The following is a 22,628-nucleotide window of genomic DNA, read 5'->3' as shown; positions in this document are numbered from 1 at the left end:
GTTCGCTCATTTTTCCAACCCAAACGAAGGTATTCAAACCATGTCCAAGTTCCTGAACCGTCTGCTGGCGTCCACGTTGCTGACAGCCGCGGCCGCGCTCGCACCGACGGCGCACGCCGCGGCGAACGACAAGGCCGGTAACACGACGGTCGTGCTGACGCACGGCGCATTCGCCGACGGCTCGAGCTGGAGCCGCGTGATTCCGCTGCTCGAAGCGAAAGGCCTGCACGTCGTCGCCGTGCAAAACCCGTTGAGCTCGTTGAACGACGACGTGGCCGCGACCCGACGCGTGATCGAACAGCAAACGGGCCCCGTGGTGCTGGTCGGTCATTCGTGGGCCGGTGTGGTCATCAGCGAAGCGGGTAACGACGAGAAGGTGAAGGCGCTCGTCTACGTGTCGGCGTTTGCGCCGGACGCGAATCAGTCGATCGGCGACCTGATCAAAGATGCGCCGCCCGCGCCGTGGAGCCACGAATTGCAAAAGGACAGCGCAGGATTTTTGAGGCTCTCCGATAAGGCGATTCACCAGTATTTCGCCCCCGACGTATCGCCGGCCGAACAGGAGGTCATCGCGGCCGCGCAAGGTCCGTGGTTCTCCGGTTGCATCGACGAAAAGGTGACCCACGCCGCTTGGCACGATCGGCCCTCGTATTTCGTCGTCAGCACGCAAGACCGGATGATCGACCCGGCGTTGCAAGAGCGCATGGCCAAGAACATCGGCGCTACGATTACGCGTGTTCAAGGCAGTCACGTCGCACTCGTCAGCCATCCGCAAGCCGTCGCCAACGCGATCGTCGAAGCTGCGGCGCGCGTGCAACGGCAAGCCCAATAGCCGCGATTGCAATGTTTTTTGTCGGCCTCGCCCCCGGATACATTGAGACACATAAGGGGCGGGGCTTTGAGGTATAAAGCCGTTATCGTTTGAATATATTTGCAGAGGAGCCGAAATGACTGCCGCCGTATGGAAAGGATCTTGCCACTGCGGAGCCGTGAAGTTCGAAGTCCGCGCGCCTTTGTCGCCTTCGCTGCGATGCAATTGCAGCCTGTGCCGCCGCAAGGGCGCACTGATGACGCCGCCGGTACCCGTCGAGGAGTTGAACATCGTCGAAGGTCGCGAGGCGCTGACGCTCTATCAGTTCAACACCGGTGTGGCGAAGCACTATTTCTGCAGGCATTGCGGCATCCACCCGTTTCATCAGACGCTTAGGGACCCTAAGCTCTGGCGAGTGAATATCAGCTGTCTCGAGGGCGTGGACCCTTACTCGCTCGAATACTCCGTGATCGATGGGGCGAGCCTTCCCGTGGTTCAGCCGAGCCTATGAAACGGCTCATCGCTATTCTCGCTTTTGCGGTCGGCGGCCTCGCGGCCGAGCTCGCGCATCCGATCCAATGTTCGCTGCTCGCGCCAAGCGGCGTATCGGCCAGGCGCCGAAAAGGTGAGCGCGGATGAAGGACACGCTCGATCACATCCTCGTCGTCGATGACGATCGCGGGATTCGGGAATTGGTTGGGGCCTACCTCGAAAAGAACGGGATGCGGGTGTCCCTGGCGGCCAACGGTCGAGAGATGCGCGCCGCGCTGCAGTACGCCGTGCCCGATCTGATCGTGCTCGACTTGATGATGCCGGGGGACGACGGTCTCGTGCTGTGCCGCGAACTTCGCGCGGGGAAATACCGTACGGTGCCGGTCGTGATGCTGACCGCGCGCGGCGACGAAACCGATCGAATCGTCGGGCTCGAGATGGGTGCCGACGATTACGTCGCAAAGCCGTTCGCCGTGCGCGAGCTCTTCGCCCGCATTCGTTCGGTATTGCGTCGCGCGCGGATGTTGCCGCCCGGCATGCAAGTCACCGAGGTGGCGCAGATGCTGGCCTTCGGCGACTGGCGCCTCGATACGACCGCGCGCCACCTTCTCGACGAACAGGGCACCATGGTCGCGTTGAGCGGCGCCGAGTACCGCCTGCTTCGTGTCTTCGTCGATCATCCGCAACGCGTGCTGACGCGCGACCAATTGCTGAACCTGACACAAGGCCGGCAGGCCGATTCGTTCGACAGATCGATCGATTTGCTCGTGAGCCGGCTGCGTCAGCGTTTGCGCGATGGTGCGCGCGAGCCGCGCTACATCAAGACGTTGCGTAACGAAGGCTACGTTTTTTCGGCTGCGGTTACCGTGATCGAGGCATCGCAATGACATTAGGGTCGCGCTGGCATTGGCCGCGCAGCTTATTCGTGCGGCTGGCCGTCATCTTCTGCGTGGGATTGGCGGTTGCGCAGGCGATTTCGTTTTGGATCGCGGTGACCGAGCGCGACGAAGCGACGGTCGACTTGATGACGGGCTACGTCGAGCGCGAGGTTGCCAGTTCCGTGGCGCTGCTCGATCATCTGCCGCCCGGCGAACGCGAGCGGTGGCTACCCCGGCTCGCCCGGCGTAGTTACCAATTCATCCTAGGGCCGGGCGAGCCCGGCACCCCGGTCGACGCGGCACTCGCTGAGCGCTTCGCACGCTCGATCACGGACGGCCTGGCGCGAACTCACACGGTCACGACGAACGCGATCGCGGGCAGCCGCGACCACTTTCAGGCTCATTTGAAGCTGACCGACGGCACACCGCTGACGATCGATTTCCAGCCGATGTCGGGCATCCCGTTGTCGCGGTGGCTGCCGCTCGTACTGGTTTTGCAATTCGCGCTGCTGATCGGCTGTTGCTGGCTCGTGGTGCGGCTGGCGACGCGGCCGCTCGATCAATTGGCGCAAGCAGCCGATTTGCTGGGCCCCGATTTGAAGGGGGCACGCGTGCCGGAGGCCGGCCCGTCGGAAGTGATGCGCGCGGCGCGCGCGTTCAACGCCATGCAGGATCGCATCGCCACGTATACGGCGGAGCGCGTGCAAATCCTCGCGGCCATCTCGCACGATTTGCAGACGCCGATCACGCGGATGCGGCTGCGCGTCGACGTGATGGACGATACCGACGAGACGGCCAAGCTGCGCCAGGATCTGCTGGAAATGGAAAATCTCGTCAAAGAGGGCGTGACCTATGCGCGTAGCTTGCACGGTGCCAGCGAGCCCCCGTGCCGCGTCGATCTCGACGCGCTGCTCGACTCGCTCGTGTGCGATTACGCCGATGCCGGCAAAGACGTCGCGCTCGTCGAACACGTTGCGATTGCCGTGATGGCGCGCCCGCGCGCCTTGCGCCGAGTGATCGGCAATCTGGTCGACAACGCGTTGAAATTCGGCGGCGCGGCGACGATCGAGGCCACACCGTGCGCCGATGGCGGCGCGATCGTCTACGTGCGCGACAACGGCCCGGGCATTCCGCAAGCGTTGCTGGAAACCGTCTTCGAGCCGTTCTATCGCATCGAAACTTCGCGTAACCGCAGTACGGGCGGGACCGGCCTCGGGCTTGCGATTTGCCGTCAACTCGCTCAGTCGATGGACGCCGCGCTGACGCTGCGAAACCTCAGCGGCGGCGGGTTGGAGGCGATACTGACGCTCGCCGGGCGAACGCACGGTAACGCGCGGCTAGGATAGGGCGTGACGCCCGGTCTTCCTAGCTGAGCCTCAAATCGACCGAACCCAGTTCGATCAAACTCTGCATCTCGTCGGCGCCGCCGTTCGCTGCCGGTACGCGATACTGGCCGATCACATCGCTTTCCTTTTCGACGAGCTCGGGTGACTGCGCCGCGGTGGAGGGTATCTGGTAGTAGGAAAAGACGAAGTAGGCGAGGGGCGAGAACGGTTTGCCGTCCGGGGTGCTGAAGGTAAACGCCATCGTCATCAAAGGCGTGCCGTTTCCGACGTTTTTGGGTACCGTGAGGTACGTAGCGGCCGTATTGCTCGACGAGAAGGTGCCGTGATCCTTGAACGCGCCGCCCGGCAACCGGCTGTCCGTACACTGCGCTTTCCAATGCGTTTGCGGCGGGATATTGTATCCGGTGACCGTGAACAAGAAGTTGCTCGGAATGGGGTTGGCGTTGCCGAAGGTCAAGTACTCGGTGATGTCGGCATTCGAACCGGGGCGGTGCTCGATATTGCGCTGGGCAACGTTCGGATGGTACCGAACCCACTTCACGAAATCCGCGTTACTGTCGAATCGTTGCGGCACGCCGAAGGGGACGTTGTTGTTGTTGACGACGGCAATGAAGCAAAAATGCACACCCTCTTCTAGACGGTTCAACAGAAACGGCGCCTGCACCAAAGCGATGGCGCCTTCCGCAATCTGCGTGCTGCCGAAGCGGGAAACGAATGGATTGTTTGGGTTGGGCCTATCTATCTGGACCCAGGTGCTGGGCAGCAAAAACAACGATGCGTTCGCGTAGTACAGGTTGACGTTGCCGCGCATCGTCTCGTTCGAAATGTTCTTGCAGCGAACGTAGATGTTGTTGTTCAAGTTGTTGACGATCGGCTTGCCGATATCGGGCCCGCTATACGTTTCTGCGGCCCGTTCGTAGCTCAGCACGTCTTGCCCGTAGGGAATGATATCCGGCGCGGTCCAGTGGCACTCCGGTGCCGGGATCGCGCCGGTGTCGCCGAACGCCGTGCGAACCAACAACCCTTCGTATGTAGCCATGTCTCTTCTCCCGATAGTTTGATGGCCGGTGGCGGTTTTTCGCCTCTTGGCGAGCGGTGGCGGCGATACGATGCCGCTCCGCCCACACCTGTCGCCCTTGATTAATAGGGCATATGATCGAATTGTCATCTATCAAACAAGATAGGTAACTATTTGCGATAGCGGTATCGAGCGAGTTGCGAACAATCGTCATCGTCGCGGTTATGTCGTGCATTTGATTTTTGCAAACAATCGTTAAAGGGGTGAGTATCTACCAATTTTTGTAGTGTCTTATGCGAAGAAATATGGCCTAGGATGAAACGCATCAATTCAAGAAAATTGATTTAGGGGACGATGCATGAAATCTTCGCCGGACGAAGCCGCCGTTGCGGCGCTCACATGGCTTCTTGGCTTTCGTCTGACCGAGGACGGGCGCGCTTTCTTAGCCGCGGCGTCCGATGAGATTGGCAATGGCGCCTCAATGAGACGCCTGATGCAATTGCTTTCGCTTGCCAGTCGCCATGTTGGTGCCAGCATTCCGCTCAATCTAGAGCGCGATGAGATTCGCCTATTTAGGCTAAAGATCGGAGATTGCAATCCGGAGCGCTGGAGCTTGCTTGAAACGTTGCGCATTGCGTTGTTGCTTTCATTTCCCTATCTAGCGGAAGAACGTTTTGCGGCGCTATTCGAGCAGTGTTTTCGAGTCGCGGATCACGGCGAATCTTGCGCGCTGTACCGCGCGTTGCCGCTGCTGCCTCACGCCGAGCGGTTCGTCGCCCGCGCCAAGGAAGGATGCCGGTCCAACATGCGCACGATATTCGAAGCGGTCGCCTGTGACTCCGGCTTTCCGGCTCGCTACTTCGACGACATCGCGTGGCGCCAGCTCGTTCTCAAGGCCGTATTCATCGACGTGCCGCTCGCCCGCATCGTGTCGTTCGACACGAGACGCTCGCCCGAGCTTGCGCGCATGGCGCTCGATTTCGCCGACGAGCGCCGCAGCGCGGGCCGTCCGGTGCCTGCGCAGTTATGGATGTGCATCGGCGCGTCTCCTTCCCAGCCCACTCAGATGAGGACACTGTCGTGAGATTCTTCGACCCGCATATCCACATGACCTCGCGCACGACCGACGATTTGCAGGCAATGGCCGCGGCGGGTATTCGCGCCGTGATCGAGCCGGCATTCTGGCTGGGCCAGCCGCGTACGAACGTCGGCAGCTTCATCGACTATTTCTCGAGCCTCGTAGGCTGGGAGCGCTTTCGTTGCGCGCAATTCGGTGTCGCTCACTATTGTGCGATAGGCCTGAATTCGAAGGAAGCGAACAACGAAGGGTTGGCACGCGACGTTCTCGACTTGATTCCGGAGTTCGCGCTGAAGCAAGGCGTCGTAGCGATCGGAGAGATCGGCTATGACGAGATCACGGAGGCCGAGGACTTTGCTTACCGCGCACAGCTCGATTTCGCGCGCGAGCATGACATGGTCGTCATGGTGCACACGCCTCATCGCGACAAGAAGCGCGGGACGCAGCGCTCGATCGCGGTTGCGAGCGAACACGGCATACCCATGGAGAAGTTGATCGTGGATCACAACAACGAAGAGACGATCCGGGACGTGCTCGACGCGGGGGCCTGGGCCGCATTCACGATTTATCCGAACACGAAGATGAGTTCGGCGCGCATGGTCGAGATCGTTCGGCAGTATGGGCCGGAGCGGCTCATCGTCGATAGTTCGGCGGATTGGGGCGTCAGCGATCCGCTCGCGGTCCCGAAAACCGCGCGGCTGATGCTGGAGCGCGGCATCGCGCGCGCCGATGTCGAAGCCGTGACATGGGGCAATGCGCTCGCGGCTTATGGACAGTCGCAGCAAATCGACCTCGACGAACTTGCGCGTGAGCCCAGTCCCGACCAGCGGCAATTGTTCGCCGACAACTCCGTGTTGCGAGGACAGACGCCGCGTGTCGGCGAATCCGTTTCGAATTGATCGATCCGACCGGCGCAATAAATGGCTGGGGACAGGAATCGGTCGCCTTCGACCATGAATGAGTTATGCGGGAGCGCACATGCTCGAGCATCGCATCGAACAGACTTTCGACGTTCGCTATAGCTACCCGGTGTGCTTTACGCGGGGGGCTTTCTCGCCGGAGAACGCGACGCTGGCGGGACTGATGCGAACGGCGGCGCCGGGCGCGAAACCACGCGCGCTGTTCGTCGTCGATTCGGGCGTGGCGAGTGCTCGCACCGCCTGTATCGAATCGATCGAGCGTTACGCCCGCGAGCACGGCGATACGTTCGACCTCGCTCATCCGCCCGTGCTGATGCCCGGCGGCGAGGCGGCGAAGCATGGATTGGATGAAGTGCAGGCAATTTACGACCTCGTGCGCGAGCTGCGGTTGTGCCGCCATAGTTATGTCGTGGCCGTCGGTGGCGGCGCGGTACTCGACGCAGCGGGCTACGCGGCCACGACGGCTCACCGCGGTATCCGCTTGATTCGGATGCCGTCCACGGTGCTTGGCCAGGACGATGCCGGTATCGGCGTGAAGAACGGAGTCAACTGGTTCGGACGCAAAAACTTCGTCGGGACGTTTGCCCCGCCGTTCGCTGTCGTCAACGATTTCGATTTGCTCTCTAGCGCCCCGGCCGCCGTGCGGCGCGCCGGAATCGCCGAAGCGCTCAAGGTGGCGCTGATCCGCGACGAAACGTTTTTCCGCCAGCTTCACCGGCAACGCTTCGAGCTTGCCATGCTCGCGCCCCATGCGATCGAGCCGATGATCGTTCGCTGCGCGCAACTGCATCTCGCGCAGATCCGCGACGGCGGCGATCCATTCGAACGCGGCAGTGCGCGCCCGCTCGATTTCGGGCATTGGTCGGCCCACAAGCTGGAAGAGCTATCGAACCACCGGTTGCTGCACGGCGAGGCGGTGGCGATCGGCATTGCGCTCGATACGCTGTATTCGCGGCGGATCGGGCTCATCGACGGCGCGGCCGCGGCGCTCGTTTTCGAAGCGATACGCGACATAGGCTTCACGCTCGACGATGCCGCGCTCGATGCGCTCGACGTGGATCGCGCGCTCGACGAGTTTCGCGAACATCTCGGCGGTCAGCTATGCATCACGCTGCTCGATCGTCTCGGTGAGGGGGTGGAAGTCGACCGTATCGATACGTCGCTCATGCGCGATTGCATCGTCCAATTGCGCGAGACACGCGCGGCCGGTCAAACGGTGCCGCCGGCGTGGGAGATATCGGCGTGAACGACGATTTCCCACTGACCTACTGCACGAACATCCATCCCGGCGACGCATGGGTCGACGTGCTACGCAATCTCGACGAACACGCGTTGGAGGTCAAACGCGCTTGCTCGCCGGAGCGCAGTTTCCCGCTGGGCCTGCGCCTTTCGGCCCAGGCGGCCCGAGAACTCGACGACACGAAAATTCGTGACTTCGGCGATTGGTGTCATCGGCATGGCTGTCATGTGCTGACGCTCAACGGCTTTCCATACGGGGCGTTTCACGGCACGCGCATCAAGGAGGCCGTCTATCGGCCCGATTGGCGCGATGCGAGGCGAGTGGCCTATACGAAACGGCTCGCGGACATCCTGGTTCAATGGACCCCCAACAGCCAAGAAAGCTCGATTTCGACGGTGCCGGTCGCATGGCGCGACGGGTTTTCCGCTGAGCATTGGCCGCTGGTTAGAACACATTTACTAGACATGCTCTCGCATCTTGCGCGCGTGCGCGATCGCAGCGGGGCGCTGATCCGCCTCGCGCTCGAACCCGAGCCGCACTGCATGCTCGAAACGATCGACGAGACGGTCGGCTTTTTCGAACGCATGGCTTTTCCGGCATCGCTCTCGGAACATATCGCGGTGTGTTTCGATTGCTGTCACCAAGCCGTCGAGTTCGAGGGCCCGGCCGAGTGCCTCGCGCGGCTGGCCAGCGCAGGCATTCGCGTGGCGAAGGTACAAGTGTCTTCCGCGCTACGCGCACACGGCGCGCGGATCGCCGGCCTTTTGAAGTTCGACGAGCCGACTTATCTGCATCAAGCCGTGGGCCGCCGTCGTGACGGACAGCTACTGCGTTTCGCGGATTTGCCCGATCTGGGCCGCTGGCTCGAGAGGGGCGAGCCGCTCGAAGAATGCCGCGTTCATTTCCATGTCCCGGTGTTTCTCGCGGAATTGGGCGAAGTCGATACGACGCGTTTCTTCCTCGAAGACTGTATCCCGCGGCTGGACCGGGGCACGCCGCTCGAGGTCGAAACATACAGTTTCGGCGTATTGCCCGAATCGTTGCGCTTGGATTCGGTCGCCCGCTCCGTCGTGCGGGAGTTGAACTGGGTCCGGGAGACGCTCGATGCAGCGCACTGCTGTCATTGATGTCGTCGGGCTCACGAAACGGCTCCTGGGCCCGCACACGCCGAATTTGTCCGCGTTTAGCGACGAAGTGGCCGTCATCGATGCGGCGATGCCGGCCCTCACGTGTTCCGCGCAGACGACCTACTTGACCGGCAAGCTGCCGGCCGAGCACGGCATCGTCGGCAACGGCTGGTATTTTCGCGAACTGGATCAGGTGTGGCTGTGGCGGCAAAGCAATCGGCTCGTGCAGGCGCCGCGCATCTGGCATATCGCGCGAGAGCGCGATCCATTGTTCACGTGCGCCAATACGTTTTGGTGGTACGCGATGGCCACCGATGCCGACATCACGTTGACGCCGCGGCCGCTGTATTGCGCCGATGGACTGAAGCTGCCCGACTTCTACGCTCAGCCGGCGGCCCTGCGCTCATCGCTGCGCGAGCAACTCGGCCCATTTCCGCTGTTTCAATTCTGGGGGCCGGGCGCATCGATTCGCTCGAGCCAATGGATCGCCGACGCGGCGCTGGCCGTCGAGATGCAATTCATGCCGACGCTCAATTTGATCTATTTGCCGCATCTCGACTATTGCCTGCAACGCGTCGGCCCGGACGCCGATATCGCTGCCGAGCTGCGCGCGATCGATGCGGTGTGCGGCGAATTGATCGACGCGTTGCGGCATCGCGGCGTTCGCGTGGTGGTGCTCTCCGAGTACGGCATCACCCCGGTCTCACGGCCCGTGCATATCAACCGCGCGCTGCGCGAAGCCGGCTTCGTGAGTATCAAGCAAGACCTCGGCCGCGAGTATCTCGATACCGGCGCCTCGCTTGCGTTCGCCGTCGCGGATCACCAGGTCGCGCATGTGTACGTGCGCGATCGGCGCGATCTAGCGGAGGTCCGGCGGGTGTGCGAGCGACTGCCGGGCGTCGGCGAAGTGCTCGACGAGACGGGGAGACGCCATCACGGACTCGGGCACCCACGCGCCGGCGAACTCGTTTTGTTGGCCGAGCCCAATAGCTGGTTTACGTACTACTTCTGGTTCGACGACAAGGCGGCCCCCGATTACGCGCGCACCGTCGATATCCATAACAAGCCAGGCTACGACCCGGTCGAATTGTTCATCGACCCCGGCATCCGTTTTCCGAAGCTGAAGATCGGCGCGACGCTCGCTCGCAAGGCGCTCGGCATGCGCTACACCATGGACGTGATCCCGCTCGATGCATCGCTCGTGCGCGGCTCGCATGGTATTCGCCCGCTCGCGGACGCCGACGCGCCGATCCTCATGAGCTCCGAACGCAACCGGATCACGCGTGGCAAGGTGCCGGCTACCGGCGTTTGCTCCGTGCTGCTCGACCACGTTTTTACGCCATGAGCACGCTCGCACTCAATAGCCGGCTCGGCGCGGCTTTGGCCCTTTGCCGCGTCAGCAACCTGCCGACGGTTTGGATGAACGTGCTGACGGCTGCCTTTCTGTCCGATCCTGCCGGGAGCGCGCCATACGCCGCGCCCGTGCTCTTGCTGGCGTTCTCGCTGTCGTGCTTCTACTGCGGCGGCATGGCGCAAAACGATCTCTACGATCTCGATCACGATCGCGTGCATCAGCCGTTTCGTCCTATCGCCGTCGGCGCCATCGCGCTTGGCGCCGCGCGCGCGTTGACGCTCGCGTCGTTCGCGATGGGCTTTGCGTGTCTGCTGCTCGCGCCGCATCGTGCGGGCGCGTACGCCGCCGTTGCACTCGTCATCGTCATCTGGACGTACAACCGTTTTCACAAGCGTCATCCGTCGACGATGTTCGCGATGGCCGGCGCACGGCTGCTCGTTTATATCGTGACGGCCTTGGCGCTGACAGGCCGTGTGTCGGCGCGCGTGGAGGTGGCGGCGCTCGCGCAAGCGAGCTACGTGCTGGCATTGACCGCCGTGGCGCGTGCGGAGCGCCATACCGCCGCGCAGCGCTATCGATGGCCCGTCGTGCCATGGATGCTTGCCGCGATGCCGATGGTCGATGGCGTCGTCCTCGCCGTGCTGTTCACCCCTGTCTGGTTGTTCGTGGGTGCCGCGGGTTCCGCGTTGGCGCGGGCGGGACAACGCCGCATCCGGGGCGACTGACGATTCGACGGTTCGACGATGTCCCACCGCACGCGATCGTATCGAGCGGGGCGTGCCGCTTATGTCATCACCACTAAGACGCGAGGAGAGCCATGACATCCCAATCTGCCGAGCCTGTCAGCCTGACGTCCCGCTGGTTCATGAAGCCCGGCTGCGAGCAAGCCGCCGGCGCCGCCCTGCGCCAACTTGCGAGCGACGTCGAGCGCGACGAACCCGACACCCTGACGTATCTCGTGCATCGACCGTACCTTGCGGACAGCCGCCTGCAATCGCTACCGCCGGCCGAACCGCGCACGGTGCTGTTCTTCGAGACATACCGCAACGCCGATGCGTTCTTGAGACATGTCAATGGGCCCGTGTTCGGCGCGTTCATCGAGCGGCATCGCGAGCTCTTCGTGGCAGCCAACGGCAAGCCGTTCACGTTCGTCGAATTTCTAGAGACGCTTACGGGGTTCGTTCGCGCGGGCGCATCTAGCGCGGATGCAAACGCCGATGCCGAACCCGTGCGGGCCGGTTGGAACGGCAATCAGCACCCTAGCGTCATGTTCGAAGTGATGGCGCGCGACCAGGTGAAGCTCAAGCAGTTTTTCAGCGACGTGTTCGACTGGCGTTACGACGTGGGCAAAGAAAGCGGCTTCGCCTACGTGCCGTTCCCGGTACAGCGCACGGCGCTTCTCGGCGGCATCGGGCAGGCCGATCAATCGTCCGGATACAACGCCGGTACGAACTTCTATCTACGGGTGGACGATCTCGAAGGCGCCATTACGCGCGCGATCGATCACGGCGGTAGTTGTCTGGTCGATCCCGTTTCGGTCGACGGGTACACCTTCGCGATGATCAAGGACCCGGAGGGTAATGCGATAGGGCTGATCAAGCCATTCGGATGAACGCCCTGCGATGCGGTGGTGATAGGGAAACGTCCCCGGCAAGGAGGGCGTTTTAAAGCATGGAACACGGAAGTGCCTTCGAGGAGCAGATATGAGCTACTTGCAATTTCCCAGACTCGCATTCTTTGGTGATTTTCAAGCCGACGCTTCCACGGTCAACAACGATCCGCGTCACTTCGACGTGGGCACGTTCGATCCTTCGTATCAGCAATTCCGCGAGCACGGGACCAATAAGGACGGCTACTACCTCTACAACAACGGTTGGTGGAACCCGCGCGGCACGGGGATCATGCGTTTCAGAGAGTGCTACGTCAAAAGCCTGCGCGATCAGTCGGGCAATTTCATCGGCAGTTCCGCCCTCGATCCTTTGGTCGGATGCAAGGTCGGTAACGCGCTCGATAGCCCATCGGGGAAGATCGTCGATCTCGATCCCGACTGGCAATTCGCATCCAACCTGTACGGCCTCGTCGTTTCGATCACCGACACGGACGGCTCGCCGATCCTGGTGGGGGACTTCGAGCCCAATCCCTTTCGCGATCTGTGGTTTGCGCGCGGCGCCGGCAATCCGTCCAACGAGAACGCTTCGGCCATGTTTCAATCGAGATTGCGGCTGAGGCCCTATTCTCTCTCCGCTATCAAAAGCCCCTTTCTGAAGGAGCTGCTTTCCGCAACGGAAGACGGTTACTTGTCGATTCGATTGACGACCTACGCATTCGAGGGGAATGTCAACCTAGCCGGCAACCTCGACAACGCGCTCAACCCAAGATTCGGTTATGGGAAGTTGATCGGTTCGATTGGGCCGTCGCGCAGCGACCAGCCTCGCTCGTTCATTCTCGGCCGCCGGTTTCTCCCCACGACGTCGAACGCGGCCGGCGATCTGGCGAGCAAAAACGGGATCGGGTGCTTTTCGTCGTTCGTTGACGACGAGCAAAATTACTTCCATGTCGATCTGAGCAACGCGTTGCCGCTGAATCCGACATCGGGCTACCGTATCGCGAACCAGGGAAATCTTGCATTCGCGGTGTTGCATAGCGAATCGATCAAGCAAGACGATTCGATCGAGAGCGATCAATACACCAAGCTTGGCCTCGTCGATCAAACCGATCAACTGCAAGAGAACGAGGGCGGTATTTATTCGTTGCGGTTGAACCCGGGGCAACAAAAAGCCATGCAGGGTAGGCCGCTCGCGATCGTCAAGCTCGAAGGGTTTTTGGGAAATGCAACGGTTTGCGTGCGCGAGGTACCCAATGGTATAGAGGTGCGGCCCGACACGTTCGCCTTCAAGCTCGATCCGAACGACGGCGGGGAAAATTCCAAGAAGATCGTTTTATACGCCACCGTTTACGGTGAGCCTCTCAAGAATCGAACGCTCAGTCTTTCGGTTGGTCCGAAGACGCCCGATACCGATAACACTCCGTCCAATACCCCGTCCACTACGTCGCCTCCCGCGCCGATCCCGATCTACAACGAGCCTCAGGACGGCGCGCAAATCTCGCCTGCGACGCCGCAAACGGACCAATTCGGTCGAGCGCAGGTGACCCTATCCGGCCCGACGCTCATGGGCACGCCGCGCGGGTATATCGATGGTCAGCTCTACGTGATCTTCTATAAGCTCGCCGGGGGCGGTCCGTTGCCTCAGCAGCCGCTGGACCAGATCGCCGTGGTTGTCTACAGCACGTTTCCTTCCCCGTTCGCGAATCAGCGGATCGACGTCGACAATCCGACGTGGGCCGACGTCCAGCCCATCTTGCAACAGTACGCCAATCTCTATCCGGTGATGAGCCAAGGGCTATTCGATTTCTCGAAGCAACCGGTGGCCGACTCGGCTGCGTTCGCCATGAAATTCGTCTTCGACAAGGACATCAACGATCCGGATCACATGCCCGTAACGCGCGATCTATCCGCCTCGAAGCGGCGGATTCTCATCAACTATTTCGACAATGTCATCAAGAACACAGGCAAGAACATAGACAGCCAGATCGCGTTCGGAAAGCGTTGCCCCATGCGTCATTTCATGGACTCCGAGCAGACCCAAAGCGTGACGGACGTCGCTCTGACACTAGGCAAAAAGCGTTGATGCCTGATGCAGCTACCGAATATCGACCATCAATCTGGGATGACTACATCATGTTGAAAGTACGAAGAGAGATCATCGATAAGTTGAACGCCGCGGCCGATGCCGGGCCGGTTCAAGAATCGTTGAAGGCCGCCGTGCAGACGGAGTTGATGACCATTCCGCCTTATCTGACCGCGCTGTTTTCGATCCGTGACGAAAATTTCGAGGCCCGCAAGCTCGTCCATTCGGTCGTGGTCGAGGAAATGCTGCATATGACGCTGGCCGCCAACACGCTGATCGCGATCGGGGGAGACGTGCCGATCGTCGCGCTCGGGTCGAGCATCCGCTATCCGTCCACGTTCCCCTTGGATGTGGACGATGGCTTGGTGGTCGGTTTGGCTTCGTTGACCCGGCCGCAGATACATGACGTGTTCATGGCGATCGAGCGGCCCGATACCACGGCGACACTCCCGGGCGAGGGCGGTTCGGTACCGCCGATCGGCCCGGGGTCGGGATATGGGTCGCTCGGCGATTTTTATAACGCGGTGATCGAAGCGCTCAAACGATTGGGACCCAGCGTGTTTGCTCAACCGCGGCTCGAGCGTCAGGTCGTGATCACCGATTGGTTCAATTACGAAATCGAAGGCGCCCCGGACGGCCGAGTGAGTTCGTTCGAATCCGCGCAGGCGGTTCTCGAGAAGATCATCGCGCAAGGCGAGGGGCTTCAGATCAGGCAGGACCAAATCGATCCGAAGGACGGCGACAAAACCTACGCGCACTATTTCAAGTTCGGCGAAATCTATTACGGCAAGCTCCTCGTGCCTGACGACAAGGCGATTTCCGGCTGGTCGTACACGGGCGGCGATGTGCCGCTGGACACGGGGCTCATCGTCACGCTGCAGAACAACGCCGCGCTGTCCGATTACCCGCCGGACAGCGGCGCCCATATCGCAGGCTCGGCATTTTATGGAGCGTATTGCCGCTTACTGCGTGCCTTGGAGGAAACGTTCAACGGCAGCCCGGCCAAACTCGATTCGGCCTTGGGCATCATGTTCGAACTGAAGCTGGTGGCCCAGCAAGTCATGCAGTTTGCCGTATCGGAGAACGCGTACGCGGCACCGCCTTTCATGCCCGACCATTCGCGCATGGAGCCGGTCGTTCGTCTTTGATGCGCCTTTGCCCGGCCCGTTCGCATCCTGCGAGCGGGCGCCGGGCGTGTCGCTTAGGCCGACAGCAGCGAGCCGCTGCGATAGGGCGTCGCACCGGCAATGCGGGCCACCTCCATGCCGGCCGTGGCGAAGCGGGTTCGGTGCCGCGCATACAAGACACCCGACGTGCCCGCTTTGACCGTTTCGACTCGATCGGTCAACGGATCGACGATATCGGCCACCTCCTGTCCCTTCTCGATCCAGATGCCGGCCGGCGTGCGGAACACGAGTACGCCGGAGATCGGGGCGTGCAGCGGCTCGGTGCCGGCCAGCGGCGTGGCGGGGAACGCGAGCGGCGGCATGTGCGCCGGCGTTCCCTCGATGAGCCCGCGCTGCGTCAAGAATTCGACGATGGCTTGCGAGTCGTGCTCCGCATGCGCGTAGGAAACGTCCGCCTGGCCGCGCAGCTCTACCGTCACGGAGATCGAGCCGTTCGGGATCGGGAAGCGCTCGCCAAAACGCGCGCGCAACTCCGACCAGCAGAAGCTGTGAATTTCGTCGAACGGATTGCCGACCGAATTGAGCGCCAAGAGCGAGGCCTTCGCATCGAGGTAGCGCGCGAGCGGTTCGACGTCGGCCCACAACTCGGGATTCGTGTACAGGTGCATCGCGCCTTCGAAGTCGCAGTGCAGATCGAGCACGACGTCGGCATCGAACGAGAGGCGCTGCAAGGCGAGTCGCTGCGATTCCAGTTCAGTGCGCGGCGTTTGCCCATCGAGCGCCTCGCGCATGGCAAGCCGCACCGCGCGCAGGTTCGCCTCGGCGTCGCCCGTCAGGCGCGCTTCGATGCGCGGCATGACGAGCCCGGCCAGATCGTAGAAGTTGCGGTTGAAGTTCGTGGCCGTGTTCGTTTCGAAGCGGCCGATCATTTGTCCGAGCACATGCTGGCTGAGACCGATCGGGTTCGGGACCGGCACGACGACGATCTCTGCGCGCAGCTTGCCGGCGGCTTCGAGCGCGGCGAGCTTGCGGCGTAGTTCCCAGGCGACGAGCATCCCCGGCAACTCGTCGGCATGCAAAGACGATTGCACATACACCTTGTGCCCGCCTTGCGGCCCGTAGTGGAAGCTCGTCAAGGCGCGCTCGGTACCGAGCGAAGGGGAAATCAGCGGATGAAACTTCTTTTGCATAGCGATTTTCTGCGCCGCTCCTCTGGAGAGCGGCGCGACGAGTCGGCGATGTTTGATTGTACGTCGGTGGGGGAGTGAGTGGTGTGCCGGTACGACGCTGCCGGTCAACGCGTCGGAGCCTCCTACGACGGTCATGGCAACTACACCGGGGCCGATCAGGGCATGGTGACGCACACGCAGCAACGAGATTCGGCCAACCCTGCTGTGGTCGATACCGCGACCGGCTATGTCTGGTGGGATCAGGCAGAGCAAAGCACGATACAAGTGCGTGGGACGGATGCAACGAACCCGAGCTCATGGCGCTGGGGCACCGGGTTGTCGGACTTCCGTTACGACGGCAACCGGATCGGCGATGTGAGCAACGACGGCCCTTCCGCGGTGTCGTACGCGGAAGAGCTGGCACAGGCGGACAAGCAGAAGGGCTATGGGCAGTTCCGCTACGGGCACCCGGTGACCTCGGCCGACTTCGATCAAAACTATGAACCGATCAACGCGGAATATCCGGGCAAGACGCCGACTCGTTATACGGTGCAAGACGGCGACACGCTGAACTCGATTGCACGAGCGCTGTGGGGGGATGCGTCGCTGTGGTACGTGATCGCCGATGCCAACGGCCTGAGCAGGGAGAGCCATCTGAGCGCGGGACAGATCTTGTCGATCCCGAACAAGGTGGCCAATTTCCACAACAATGCGTCGACGTTCAAGGTCTACAACGCAGGGGAGGCGATCGGCGACGCGATGCCGACGTTGCCCACGGAGCCTTTGCCGCCGCCTCCGCCGGAGCATCAGGGGGCCTGCGGGGGCTACGATGAAGTGCTGGCGATGGTAGTGGCCATTGTGGTGACGTATGTGACCGATGGCCTGGCGGCGCCGTACATGAGCCCGATGATGGCCGGGGCGACAGCGGGCGCGGCGGGTGCGGCCGCCTCGCAGGGGGTGTTGATTGCCTCCGGGGACCAGCACGGTTTCCAGTGGACGGGCGTGGTGATCGGAGCCATTGGCGGAGCGGTGGGTGCGGGCGTGGGGGAATACGGCCCGTCATTGCAAGGGGTAGACGACCTTTCGCGGTTTGCGCGCGGAGTGGCGCAAGCCGCGCTGAGTAACTCGATTAGTCAGGGTGTGGATGTCGCGACGGGCTTGCAGCATCACTTCGACTGGCGCGGGCTTGCGGCCAGCGCGATAGCCGGGGGCGTGAATAATGAAGTAAGCCAAACGAGCATTGGAAAGAACCCTGAGTTTGGCCGGATCGTAAGCGGGGTGGTGTCGCAAACGGCGGGCGCCACGGTGCTGGGCGGGAGCATGCGGGACCGATTGCCGAGGATGATCGGCTCAATCGCGGGCAATACGATCGGCAGTGAACTCGAAGAGCAGATGCAGTCGCAGTCGCAATCGACGGGAACGAGTGCGCTGTATGGTCCGAGGGGCAACGTTGACGATCTCGTCGCGCAATCGGGTTATGCCCCCGATCCGGGTAAGCAGTTTGCGTGGTCGGCGAATGCGGGGATGGGCTGGGATAACGGGGGCGCGACGGTTGGCTCGCCGTACTCGCCGGATGTGAACGGTTATGCCGTGCCGTATCCGGCGATTGCCGTGTCGGCCTTGCCGGAACAGATGGGCAGCATGGGTGTCCAGACGGCGGCGGTAGCGGATGGGCTTGAGGCTGGAGCGGGGTATTCGTTTTATCCGGTAGGGGCGGATGGGATCGTCCATATGCCGACGATCGTGGTGAGGCCAACGCCCGAGATGGGAACGGTGAGCGCCCTGAGCGGGTTCAAGGCGTTCGAAGCGTTCAATCCGGTGGGGCAAGCGCTAAGCGGTGGCATTGACCGGTTGAGCGATATGGCGGCGGGCGTGTGGCATGTCGTGTCGCATCCGTTCGATACTGCGGAGGCGATTGGCGCTCACTATGCCAATGCGTATGACGCTGGCCAGCTTGGCGACACGATTCTGAGCGATGTGGGCAATGCAGTAACGGGAGCGGTGAGGTCCTCGCCGCTCGGCGTATTGAACGCACTTTATCGGCAAGATGAAGCGGGCGCGGCGTATCGCTTTGGCGGATCGGTTGTGGATACGGCGATGTCTGCCGCGCCCAGTGCCGCAGGGCCGATGTTGGATGCGGGGAAAGTTGGGTTGACCGCGTTAGGGCGCTGGGTGGCGCCGATGGCACGCGATGCAATTGAGTCGCACCTGCAACGCACCGGTGGGATACTCTTTGCGATGCCGCGGGGTATGGGAATCTCGGCGGTTGGCGTGGATGGCGCGACAGAGAGTGGTCGGACCGTGACGCCGTATAGTGGTGACCCGCTATCGCCAGACTTCGTGGGGCCGCTTGATCTCAATACTCAGGCGACTCGCGATGTTGGAAATGTGACGGCGCCCATTGATTTCGATGGTCACATTCTCAGCGGTGAGGTGAAGGCTAACGGCAGCGTGGTGGGCGGACACTCAACGGCATCTGGAAATGTTCAAATCATTCCGGGAACTGAATCTGCGCCGAACGCCCAAGGCGTTTATAAAGCGCAGATCGCGGTTCCCGATCCTGCGAATCCTGGGCAGTGGTTGCCGAAGACCAACAACGGTGGCGTATCGACACTATTCCCTGACTCCTGGACCGCGGATCGCATTAAAGTCGAAGTGGATGCTGCGTATCAGAACCGTGTTATCACCGGTAATAAATGGACAGGTATCACGCCAAGCGGCGTTAGAGTGCAAGGTTGGTTGATGCCGAAGACTACTGTCTACCCAATCTTCTAGGACACAAGTGATGAAATTGACGTTTTCATGGCAGGATGCAGCAGGGAGGGAAACTCCTTGCTGTAGCTCGGTTATTGTCAATAAGGACGGTGTTAGCCTTCTTGCTTGCCTGCTAATGGATGACGGTGGGCAAGGATACCTTGGTACCGTTCCATGGATCGACGAAGGGATAGCCAAAGTTGATGCCGTCCTAGGAGGCGAAATCACCGAGGGGAACTGGGACCGAGACGACTGGGGTGCGAAGCTGAAGTCTGACGAAGCAGTGATCTACTCTTTGAACGACGAGGACTACAAGGAAGTGATTGACCTTACGGTACTCCGTCGAGCACTCGTGGCGTGGCGCGAGTTCGTACAATCAGTCCCTGACACGAATATCAAGAAGGAGGTGGAGATCTAACGAGCGACTGAGACGCGGCTGGTGCGTCAAATACTATAGACACAGTTGGCCAGAGTGGCGGTGGTGGCATTGGCAGCTCGCGGTTCCCACGTACTGAGGGGCTGGGTACGCATCTTGCGGCTCAGCGGACAAAGGATACGGCTGCACAACCCCGGGCCTCTGGAAGGCGAAAAGCGGGGGGAAGCTCACGGCCGCATTTATTTCTTCCACTTGGATACCTTTGGCGGAGCGACGATTCAGCCTGAGATTAAGCTCAACGATAAAGTCGTAGGGCGTTCCGTTCCGGGCGGATTCTTCTTTGTCGATGAAGAGCCCGGCGAATGTACGGTATCGACTTCGACCGAAGTGAAGTGAGATGTCAAGTTCGCACTGCACGCCGGGATACGAAATCCGTGCGGACGTCCATGAGCATGGGGCTGCTGGTCGATCACGTCACGCCGACGCTGCATGACTCCAAAACGGCGCAGCAGGAAGTCGAGACGCTGAAGTACGCGGGCACGCCGATTAGCGCGGCGGCGAAGTAAGCGATTGTGGCGGTGAGCGTTCGATGGCCTTTGCTCACCGCCAAATCACCGGGCGTCACCGCCCGGTCCACGATCCTAACGATCAGCCCTTCGGCGCAACGTCGAAGTCGAAGTACTTCTTCTCGATCTTCTTGTAGGTGCCGTCCTTCATGATGCCGTCGATCGCCTTGTCGACGTCGGCCTTCAGGTCCGCATCTTCCTTGCGCAGACCCATCGCGGCAGCGCCGCTCGGGATCGAATCGCCGACTTGCTGGAATTGCGCGCCGCGCGGTTGCTTCAGGAAGCCGAGGTCGGCTTGCACCTTGTCTTGCAACGCTGCGTCGAGGCGGCCCGAGATCAAGTCTTGATAGACCTGGTCCTGGTTTTGGTAGGGAACGACCTTCACGCCCTTCGCTTCCCAGTTTTGCTTGGCGTAGGTTTCTTGGATCGTGCCTTGTTCGACGCCGACCGACTTGCCCTTGAGCGAATCGGCGGACGGCAGAATGCCCGAACCCTTCTTCGCGACGAGCGCCGTCGGCGTCTCGAACAGCGGCTTCGAGAAGGCGATTTGCTTCTCGCGCTCAGGCGTGATCGTCATCGACGACAGCACGCCGTCGAACTTCTTGGCTTTCAAACCGGGAATCATGCCGTCGAAGTCGTTTTCGACCCAAACGCATTTGGCATGCAGGCGTTTGCAGATCTCGTTGCCGAGATCGATGTCGAAGCCGACGAGCTTACCGTCCGCAGCTTTCGATTCGAAGGGGGCGTAGCTCGCGTCGACACCGATACGAATTTGCTTCCAGTCTTTCGCTTGCGCCACACCCGCCGATGCGGCGAGCGTAGCGATGGTCACGGCGGCTAACAATTTTTTCACGTTGACTCCTCGAGTGGTTCGATCGACCCCAATGCGGCAGCTATCGGATGCAGCTACCGCAAAGAGGCGCCGTTCTGCGCATCGCAGGCGGCCGGTGGTTGTCCCAGGCTGCCGTAGGCCGGCAGCGCGGCGCACAGCATACCGCGCCAAAATAACGGCGCTGCTAGTAAAACACCGGATGGCGAGCGAATGCAACATCTCGAAATACACTGGGCGCGCATGGAGTTGCGTGCGCGACATTGCGTCGCCATCGCAAAACAGTTAATCGAAGCGCAGTCGGCCGGTCGTTTTGTTGCGTATTCCGAAATAAATCAACGTGTTAAATCGCGATTACTGTCAAATACCCATGCACAGATACTTGACCACGACGTATTCGTCGATGCCGTAGTGCGATCCTTCCCGCCCGAGGCCCGATTGCTTGACGCCGCCGAACGGTGCGACTTCGTTCGAGATGAGGCCCGTATTGATGCCGACCATGCCGTATTCGAGCGCTTCGGCCACGCGCCAGACGCGGCCGATATCGCGGCTATAGAAGTAGGCGGCGAGGCCGAACTCGGTATCGTTGGCCAAGCGCACTACTTCGTCGTCGCCGGCGAACTTGAAGAGCGGCGCCACCGGGCCGAACGTCTCTTCCTTCGCGATCTGCATGGCCGACGTGACGCCGGTCAGAATGGTCGGTTCGAAAAAGTTATGGCCGAGCGCGTGGCGCTTACCGCCGATCGCCACCCGCGCGCCTTTCGACACGGCATCGGCAATGTGCGTTTCCACCTTCAGCAAGGCGGCTTCGTTGATGAGCGGACCCTGGGTCACGCCAGGTTCGGTGCCGCGACCGACCTTCAGTTGCTGCTCGACGGCCGCTTGCAGCTTCGCGGCGAAGGCGTCGTAGACCTTTTCGTGTACGTAAAAACGGTTGGCGCAGACGCAAGTCTGGCCGCTATTGCGGTACTTCGAGGCGATCGCGCCGGCGACCGCCGCATCGAGATCGGCATCGTCGAAGACGATGAAGGGCGCGTTGCCGCCGAGTTCGAGCGAGAGCTTTTTGACCGTGGCGGCGCACTGCGACATCAACAGCCGGCCCACGCCCGTCGAACCCGTGAACGAGAGCTTGCGCACGAGCGCATTGCTTGTCATTTCGGCACCGATCGCTTTCGGATCGCCCGTCACGACGCTCAGCACCCCGGCCGGCACGCCCGCGCGCTCGGCCAGCACGGCCAGCGCGAGCGCCGATAGCGGCGTCGCCTCGGCCGGTTTGACGACGATCGGGCAGCCGGCCGCCAGCGCCGGGCCGACTTTGCGCGTGATCATCGCGGCCGGGAAATTCCACGGCGTAATGGCGGCGCATACGCCGACCGGTTCCTTGACGACGACGAGCCGCTTGTCGGCCGTGGGGCTCGGAATCGTGTCGCCGTAGACGCGCTTCGCCTCTTCGCCGAACCACTCGAGGAACGAGGCCGCGTACTGGATTTCGCCCTTCGCCTCGGCGAGCGGTTTGCCTTGCTCGGCCGTCATGATGGCGGCCAGATCGTCGGCATTGGCGAGCATGAGGTCGTACCACTTGCGCAGCACGGCGGCGCGCGCTTTCGCCGGCTGTGCGCGCCAGGCGCCCCAAGCCGCGTTGGCCGCTTCGATGGCGCGGCGCGTTTCGGCCGCGCCCATTTGCGGGACTTGCGCGAGCACCCGGCCCGTGGCCGGATTGCGTACTTCGAATGTGGCGCTGCCCTCGGCGTCTTCCCACTTGCCGGCGATGAATGCCTTCGTCGCGAGCAGCGACGGGTCCTTCAAATCGATCGTTTCGATGTTCTGCATGTCAACTCCAACGGCGTGAATCGA

General features: G+C 61.6%; 20 protein-coding genes. 16 read left to right on the top strand and 4 right to left on the bottom strand.

Annotated features, from left to right (window positions below):
* The first annotated feature begins 40 nt into the window (after positions 1-40).
* From C0Z18_RS21360 to C0Z18_RS21345, 4 genes are all read left to right on the top strand, one after another.
* Entirely contained in the window at positions 41-832 is a 792-nt protein-coding gene (locus tag C0Z18_RS21360) for an alpha/beta fold hydrolase (RefSeq protein ID WP_102647523.1), read from the top strand.
* Positions 833-947: 115 nt separating this feature from the next.
* The gene (locus C0Z18_RS21355; RefSeq protein ID WP_102647438.1) at positions 948-1,322 is read left to right on the top strand and encodes a GFA family protein; all 375 of its coding nucleotides are present in this window, start codon (positions 948-950) and stop codon (positions 1,320-1,322) included.
* 124 nt (positions 1,323-1,446) lie between these two features.
* Positions 1,447-2,190 (top strand): response regulator, encoded by a 744-nt coding sequence (locus C0Z18_RS21350; RefSeq protein ID WP_102647437.1) that lies wholly within the window; start codon positions 1,447-1,449, stop codon positions 2,188-2,190.
* Complete coding sequence (locus tag C0Z18_RS21345; protein ID WP_102647436.1) at positions 2,187-3,527, top strand: ATP-binding protein; 1,341 nt, start codon at positions 2,187-2,189, stop codon at positions 3,525-3,527. The genes C0Z18_RS21350 and C0Z18_RS21345 overlap by 4 nt, the downstream gene beginning before the upstream one ends.
* A 19-nt stretch (positions 3,528-3,546) precedes the next feature.
* Here the strand turns inward: C0Z18_RS21345 and C0Z18_RS21340 are convergent, their stop codons facing one another.
* Complete coding sequence (locus C0Z18_RS21340; protein WP_102647435.1) at positions 3,547-4,566, bottom strand: hypothetical protein; 1,020 nt, start codon at positions 4,564-4,566, stop codon at positions 3,547-3,549.
* 472 nt (positions 4,567-5,038) lie between these two features.
* Here C0Z18_RS21340 and C0Z18_RS21335 point away from each other — a divergent pair, with 472 nt between their 5' ends.
* The 9 genes from C0Z18_RS21335 to C0Z18_RS21295 all read left to right on the top strand — a co-directional run bounded on the left by C0Z18_RS21335 (position 5,039) and on the right by C0Z18_RS21295 (position 15,101).
* Positions 5,039-5,629 carry an EboA domain-containing protein gene (locus C0Z18_RS21335; protein ID WP_146014065.1) on the top strand — a complete coding sequence of 197 codons (591 nt, stop codon included), beginning with the start codon at positions 5,039-5,041 and terminating at the stop codon, positions 5,627-5,629.
* The gene (locus tag C0Z18_RS21330; RefSeq protein ID WP_199189513.1) at positions 5,626-6,522 is read left to right on the top strand and encodes a TatD family hydrolase; all 897 of its coding nucleotides are present in this window, start codon (positions 5,626-5,628) and stop codon (positions 6,520-6,522) included. Before C0Z18_RS21335 ends, C0Z18_RS21330 begins: the two co-directional genes overlap by 4 nt.
* A gap of 58 nt (positions 6,523-6,580) precedes the next feature.
* The gene (locus C0Z18_RS21325) at positions 6,581-7,789 is read left to right on the top strand and encodes a 3-dehydroquinate synthase (RefSeq protein ID WP_102647432.1); all 1,209 of its coding nucleotides are present in this window, start codon (positions 6,581-6,583) and stop codon (positions 7,787-7,789) included.
* The gene (gene eboE / locus C0Z18_RS21320; protein ID WP_102647522.1) at positions 7,786-8,910 is read left to right on the top strand and encodes a metabolite traffic protein EboE; all 1,125 of its coding nucleotides are present in this window, start codon (positions 7,786-7,788) and stop codon (positions 8,908-8,910) included. The genes C0Z18_RS21325 and eboE overlap by 4 nt, the downstream gene beginning before the upstream one ends.
* On the top strand, positions 8,888-10,255 hold the full coding sequence (locus tag C0Z18_RS21315) for an alkaline phosphatase family protein (RefSeq protein ID WP_102647431.1): 1,368 nt from the start codon (positions 8,888-8,890) through the stop codon (positions 10,253-10,255). The genes eboE and C0Z18_RS21315 overlap by 23 nt, the downstream gene beginning before the upstream one ends.
* On the top strand, positions 10,252-10,989 hold the full coding sequence (locus tag C0Z18_RS21310; protein WP_102647430.1) for a UbiA family prenyltransferase: 738 nt from the start codon (positions 10,252-10,254) through the stop codon (positions 10,987-10,989). Before C0Z18_RS21315 ends, C0Z18_RS21310 begins: the two co-directional genes overlap by 4 nt.
* Before the next feature lie 92 nt (positions 10,990-11,081).
* Positions 11,082-11,876, top strand: coding sequence for an antibiotic biosynthesis monooxygenase (locus C0Z18_RS21305; protein ID WP_102647429.1), 795 nt, complete (start codon positions 11,082-11,084; stop codon positions 11,874-11,876).
* A gap of 91 nt (positions 11,877-11,967) precedes the next feature.
* On the top strand, positions 11,968-13,953 hold the full coding sequence (locus tag C0Z18_RS21300; RefSeq protein ID WP_102647428.1) for a hypothetical protein: 1,986 nt from the start codon (positions 11,968-11,970) through the stop codon (positions 13,951-13,953).
* Positions 13,954-14,003: 50 nt separating this feature from the next.
* Positions 14,004-15,101, top strand: a complete 1,098-nt coding sequence (locus C0Z18_RS21295; RefSeq protein ID WP_158244270.1) for a ferritin-like domain-containing protein — start codon at positions 14,004-14,006, stop codon at positions 15,099-15,101.
* A gap of 53 nt (positions 15,102-15,154) precedes the next feature.
* Here the strand turns inward: C0Z18_RS21295 and C0Z18_RS21290 are convergent, their stop codons facing one another.
* Positions 15,155-16,270 (bottom strand): succinylglutamate desuccinylase/aspartoacylase family protein, encoded by a 1,116-nt coding sequence (locus C0Z18_RS21290; RefSeq protein ID WP_102647426.1) that lies wholly within the window; start codon positions 16,268-16,270, stop codon positions 15,155-15,157.
* Between the two features lie 162 nt (positions 16,271-16,432).
* Here C0Z18_RS21290 and C0Z18_RS33245 point away from each other — a divergent pair, with 162 nt between their 5' ends.
* From C0Z18_RS33245 to C0Z18_RS33795, 3 genes are all read left to right on the top strand, one after another.
* On the top strand, positions 16,433-19,024 hold the full coding sequence (locus C0Z18_RS33245; RefSeq protein WP_199189512.1) for an EndoU domain-containing protein: 2,592 nt from the start codon (positions 16,433-16,435) through the stop codon (positions 19,022-19,024).
* Between the two features lie 10 nt (positions 19,025-19,034).
* Complete coding sequence (locus C0Z18_RS21275) at positions 19,035-19,421, top strand: hypothetical protein (RefSeq protein ID WP_102647425.1); 387 nt, start codon at positions 19,035-19,037, stop codon at positions 19,419-19,421.
* 392 nt (positions 19,422-19,813) lie between these two features.
* Entirely contained in the window at positions 19,814-19,945 is a 132-nt protein-coding gene (locus C0Z18_RS33795) for a hypothetical protein (protein ID WP_269845327.1), read from the top strand.
* Positions 19,946-20,027: 82 nt separating this feature from the next.
* Here the strand turns inward: C0Z18_RS33795 and C0Z18_RS21270 are convergent, their stop codons facing one another.
* Entirely contained in the window at positions 20,028-20,798 is a 771-nt protein-coding gene (locus tag C0Z18_RS21270) for an ABC transporter substrate-binding protein (RefSeq protein WP_102647424.1), read from the bottom strand.
* Positions 20,799-21,134: 336 nt separating this feature from the next.
* Positions 21,135-22,604, bottom strand: a complete 1,470-nt coding sequence (locus C0Z18_RS21265) for an NAD-dependent succinate-semialdehyde dehydrogenase (protein ID WP_102647423.1) — start codon at positions 22,602-22,604, stop codon at positions 21,135-21,137.
* Positions 22,605-22,628 lie beyond the last annotated feature (24 nt).

The organism is Trinickia dabaoshanensis, from assembly GCF_002879885.1.
In the GTDB taxonomy this organism is placed as follows: Bacteria; Pseudomonadota; Gammaproteobacteria; order Burkholderiales; family Burkholderiaceae; genus Trinickia; species Trinickia dabaoshanensis.
This window is presented reverse-complemented; position numbering and strand designations above follow the sequence as displayed.